The following is a 985-nucleotide window of genomic DNA, read 5'->3' as shown; positions in this document are numbered from 1 at the left end:
CACTATGAAGATTGGCAAGACATTGTTGACCACTATGCTCTACAGCTGAAAAAACAGTACAACAAGGTTTTACTAGGCGGTTTTTCTACCGGTGCAAACCTCGTGACTATCAATGCCATTGAGCAGGGTGGTGTTGATGGTTTGCTTCTGTTTTCTCCGGGCTTTGAGACATTTTCACCTTTTGTAGAGCGTTTGGCTCCCATCTTTGCGACATTTATGGACTGGGGCTGGAAGGCAGAAGAAGATAACCTAGCCCGATATCGCTCCTCGCCAATTAATGCTTCGATCGCTTACTCTGAGAGTGCACAATATGTCAGAGACTTATTTGAATCAAAGCAAACAAATGTCCCAACCCTGATTGTGATGAGCGAGGCAGACAGTGTCATTAACCCTCATGCCATCAAAGGATACTTTGACTCAAACTTCACCCATGCATCAAATCGCTTCATTTGGTATGGAGAGTCTATTATTGAAGACGATAAGATTATCACTAAGTCTATGAAACTGCCGGAACTGAGAATCAGTTCTGGCTCACATATGAGCCCACTATTCGCTCCAGACAACCCTTACTACGGCAAAAAAGGAGAAAAACGAATGTGCGGAAACAGCTTTAATCCCTCAAATACGCGCCGATGCGAAGAGGGTGAAAGTGTATGGTTTTCAGCATGGGGTTATAGCGAAGAAGACAAACTATTTGCCCGTTTAACATGGAACCCTTACTACTCGAAAATGGAGCAAGCTCTAAGACTTTTTCTTCGGAATTAAACATGCTGCTCTATGCGAATGTTGCGTGACCAGACAGTGGTTCCCTCACAACTAAGACCAGCTAACTTTGCCGAGCAGCATATCCTTAAACATCACAAAGTCACCCATTAAACTCCATAGCGGGTATGTAAAAGTAGCCGGACGGTTCTTTTCAAAAAAGAAATGTCCGACCCAGGCGAAACCATAACCGACTAGTGGCAGAGCGATTAGCAGTGACCAA

At 44.3% G+C, this 985-nt stretch carries 1 protein-coding gene and 1 pseudogene; one reads left to right on the top strand and one right to left on the bottom strand.

Annotated elements, in window-relative coordinates; translation table 11 throughout:
• A pseudogene (locus tag A3729_RS33435) lies at positions 1-765 on the top strand (alpha/beta hydrolase); the annotation flags it as partial.
• A gap of 51 nt (positions 766-816) precedes the next feature.
• On the opposite strand, the gene A3729_RS31125 reads toward A3729_RS33435, so the two are convergent.
• The coding region (locus A3729_RS31125; protein WP_156498125.1) for a DUF962 domain-containing protein at positions 817-985 on the bottom strand (169 nt) is incomplete at its 5' end.

Source organism: Oleiphilus sp. HI0043, assembly GCF_001634935.1.
This window is presented reverse-complemented; position numbering and strand designations above follow the sequence as displayed.